Genomic DNA, 3,857 nt, shown 5'->3' with positions numbered 1-3,857 from the left:
CGATTCCGATGTTCCTGATCATCTCAGGCTTGTCCATCAGAGTCGTTACGCGTTCTGCTATCTTCTTCCTCTTGCCCATAATACGCCTCGCGAAGTTTAAGATAAAGATTACAGTCCCGATTAGGACTCAGACTCCTCTGATTCAATCTATTTAAGCCTTCGGCCTTCCAAAGCAAGGTTGCCGGCAGGCATCCTGAAGCTTTTGCCTGAGAAATTATAATTATGGGTAAAGCTTAAATCGATGCGAGGAGAGCGGAGCCTAGGTTTTTGCGATGGCGCGCTTGGTAATGAAGTTTGGTGGTGTTTCCGTAGCTGACGGAAGCAGACTGCGGCATGTGGGAGATCTAGTCTTACATTTCAGCCGCGACAATGAAATTGTTCTGGTCACCTCTGCCCTGCAAGGTGTAACTGATGATCTGCTGGCCTGTGCCAGAAAGGCTGCCAAAGATGGAAATGTCTCAGAAGTGATAGACTTCATGGAGAAGATCACTGACAGGCACAACCAGGCCATAGCAGATGGGATAAAAGACCCCCAAATCGCCAAAGAGGTCAGCGAGACCATATCCAAGAAGCTCTCTGAGCTCGAGAAGGCATACATCGGCATATGCTATCTTGGCGAACTCACGGCACGATCTCTAGATTACATATCCAGTTACGGCGAGCAGCTGGCTGCGCCAATTCTCTCTGGAGTTTTAAGGGATATGGGCATCTCCTCTCAGCACTTCACGGGATCAGAGGCAGGAATCGTCACCGACAGCAACTACGGCGACAGCCGTCCACTGGAGAAGACATATCATCAGATCCCTCAGAATCTTTTGCCACTCAAAGGAGTCCCGGTGGTAACTGGATTCATAGCCAAGGACGAGAAGGGAACCGTTACAACGCTTGGCCGTGGCGGCTCGGATCTGTCGGCCTCGCTCATCGGAGCGGCGATAGATGCCGACGAGATCTGGTTTTGGAAGGAGACTTACGGCATCATGACGACAGACCCCAAGATCGAGCCCAATGCCAAGTCCATTCCCGCCATATCCTACCGGGAGGCTATGGAGCTGTCCAACTTCGGCGCCAAGGTTCTCCACCCCCGCGCCATCGAGCCCGCCATTCGAAAAGGGATACCCGTGCGCGTAAAATGCACCTTCGATCCGGATATTCCCGGAACGCAGATCGTGCATGACGATGTGCCAAAGGCTGACGTGATCAAGGCTGTGACGCTGCACAAAAACGTGGCTCTGCTCAACATATCAGGAGCTGGTATGATCGGGACACTTGGCGTCGCCGCCCGGGCATTTTCTGCTCTGGCCAAGGCAGGCATCAATATAGTCATGATCAGCCAGGGCTCATCCGAGGCCAACATCTCCATCATCATCGAGGAGCGGCAGACAGAGAAAGCAGAAGACGCCCTTCGAGCTGAGTTTCCAAGAGACCTCGTCAAGGAGATCTCGCATGATCACGATGTCTGTGTCGTTGCAGTTGTGGGTGCTGGGATGGCGGGCACTCCGGGAGTTGCCGCGAGGGTCTTCAAGGCCATGGGTGAGGCCAAGATCAACGTCGTCATGATCAGTCAGGCATCAGGCCAGCACAACATATCTTTCGTCGTCGCCTCCAAGGATGCCGAGCAGGCGATACGAGCCCTGCACCACGAGTTTGGGCTGGGGGGAGAGGCATGAGGAAGCTCACCTACGCTGAGGCCGGCGTGGATATTCACCAGGAGAACCGATCTATAGATGCCATGAAGGCAGTGCTGACGACCAAGAGGAAGGGCTTTGGAGCGCCCATGACTGAGATCGGCCACTATGCCGGGCTCTTGGATATGGGCGGCTTCGCCCTCGCCATGACTACGGACGGAGTGGGATCCAAGGTTCTCATAGCCAATGCGATCTCAAAATGGGATACGGTAGGCATCGACTGCATAGCCATGAACGTCAATGACCTGTATGCCATAGGTGCCGAGCCCATAGCCTTCGTGGACTACCTGGCCGTCGAAAAGGTTGACCCGGAGAGGGCAGCCCAGATTGCCATAGGCCTTGCTCGCGGCGCTGAGATCTCCAATATGACGATCGTCGGCGGCGAGACTGCATCTCTTCCGGAGATCATCCGGGGCTTCGACCTGGCAGGTACAGCCATAGGAATTGTGGACAAAGACAAAGTCGTCACAGGCGAGAAGATCAAAAAGGGCGATGTGCTTGTGGGTGTGCCTAGTTCCGGCCTGCACAGCAACGGCTACACTTTAGCCCGGCGAATCATAGCCGAGTCCAAGTACACCTACTTTGACCAGATGCCCGGCAGCAAGAACAGCATCGGTGAAGAGCTGCTCACGCCTACGCGAATCTATCCGGAGATCGTGGAGCTTGTGCGAGAGTGTGATGTGCATGGTCTGGCTCATATCACTGGATCGGGGCTGCTCAAGTTGCGCAGGATATCAAGCCTCGGCTTTGAGATCACCGATCCCCTGGAGCCGCAGCCTATCTTCCGGTTCTTGCAGGAGCTGGGCAATGTGGATGATGCGGAGATGTACCGCACATTCAACATGGGGGTGGGGTTTGTGGTAGTCGTAGCCGAGGAAGAGGTCGACCGGGCCTGTCGCATCATGGGGCCGGGAAGCCGGGTCATTGGTACTATTGTAAAAGAAGGGATAAAAGCGGGCAGCTTGAACTTCTAGCTGCTCACTGCTTTTTTTCAGTTTTTTCCTCGCCGAACAGCTCTTCCAGCTTGACCTTTATGGCCCTGATGGACTCCACTGCCGGGCAGTTGGCGTCTATCGCCGGCTTGCCTGCCAGGTCCGCCTGGACCAGACATCGGTCGAAGGGGATGGTGCCCAAGACCGGTATGCCCATCAGGTCCAGCTTCTCAGCGACGGGCCCGGGGTCGTCTGCCTTATTGATGACGGCGAAGAACTTTGTGATGCCGATCTCTTTTCCTAGATGCATTATCCGTTCGACTGTCTCAATGGACCTCATGCCTGGCTCCACTACGGCTATCATCGCATCGACGCCGCGAGCAGTCGCCCGGCCAAGGTGCTCGATGCCTGCTTCCATGTCCAGGATTACCAGATCTTTCTCACGGACTATGACATGCCTGATGAGAGCTTTGACAAAGGCGTTTGCCGGACACATGCAGCCCGAGCCTCCGGAATCTATGGTTCCCATGACCACCAGTTTGACGTTATCGGGCCCAATGCAGCCGCACATGGAAACGACATCATCGACCTTGGGGTTCATCTTGAACATGCCACCCGGCATGCCTGCTCTCTCTTCAACCAGCTTTCTGTGCTCGGTGACTGGCTTGGGCAGATCTTTGATTCCCAGGGCCGAGCCCAGGTTCATGCTGGGATCGGCATCTATGGCCAGGACGTTGTAACCGTCGCGGGCGAAGAGCCGGGCCAGGGTGCCAGCCAGGGTGGTCTTGCCCACGCCGCCTTTTCCTGAAATGGCAATTTTCATCTTTAGTGGACCTCTTGCAGGTTATAAGACAATATTCGTAAGCCTTTTTTCATTCTGGTCTGTTCAGTCCGACAGATCGATTTCTCTCAGACGGATCAATATTGGACATGTATGCTTAAATCAATTCTGGACAATAACTGCAGTGAGGTGAGGGGTGATGGAGCGGAAAAGAGATGATTGCTTGAATCTGTCCGCCAATGCGGTTGAGATCCTTCGGAAGCGGTACCTCTCTCGCGACCCGTGCGGGCGGGTTAGTGAAACGCCTGCCGAGATGTTCGAGCGCGTGGCCTCTCATGTTTCGCAGGCCGAGTCCAGGTATGGTGGGGATCGCGAGGTCTGGCGAGCTAAATTTTTAGAGATGATGGAGGGGCTTGAGTTCTTGCCGAACTCCCCTATGCTCATGAACGCCGGCCTGCC

4 protein-coding genes are annotated in these 3,857 nt (G+C 54.8%); 3 read left to right on the top strand and 1 reads right to left on the bottom strand.

The features are described 5' to 3' along the window. The first annotated feature begins 272 nt into the window (after positions 1-272). Together PHO70_08545 and purM are read left to right on the top strand one after the other, a co-directional pair. Positions 273-1,667 (top strand): aspartate kinase, encoded by a 1,395-nt coding sequence (locus PHO70_08545; protein MDD5433009.1) that lies wholly within the window; start codon positions 273-275, stop codon positions 1,665-1,667. Continuing rightward, a complete protein-coding gene (purM, locus tag PHO70_08540; protein ID MDD5433008.1) occupies positions 1,664-2,659 on the top strand; it encodes a phosphoribosylformylglycinamidine cyclo-ligase in 996 nt (331 codons plus the stop codon). Before PHO70_08545 ends, purM begins: the two co-directional genes overlap by 4 nt. 4 nt (positions 2,660-2,663) lie before the next feature. Here purM and PHO70_08535 read toward each other — a convergent pair whose 3' ends face one another. Continuing rightward, on the bottom strand, positions 2,664-3,440 hold the full coding sequence (locus tag PHO70_08535; GenBank protein MDD5433007.1) for an AAA family ATPase: 777 nt from the start codon (positions 3,438-3,440) through the stop codon (positions 2,664-2,666). Between the two features lie 157 nt (positions 3,441-3,597). Between PHO70_08535 and PHO70_08530 the strand changes: the two genes are divergently transcribed. Further along, on the top strand, positions 3,598-3,857 hold a 260-nt coding region (locus PHO70_08530), incomplete at its 3' end, for a ribonucleotide reductase N-terminal alpha domain-containing protein (GenBank protein ID MDD5433006.1).

This window comes from Candidatus Omnitrophota bacterium, assembly GCA_028715415.1.
In the GTDB taxonomy this organism is placed as follows: domain Bacteria; phylum Omnitrophota; class Gorgyraeia; order Gygaellales; family Profunditerraquicolaceae; genus JAQURX01.
Note: the sequence above shows the minus strand (reverse complement) of the source record. Positions and strands in the feature narration are given on the sequence as shown.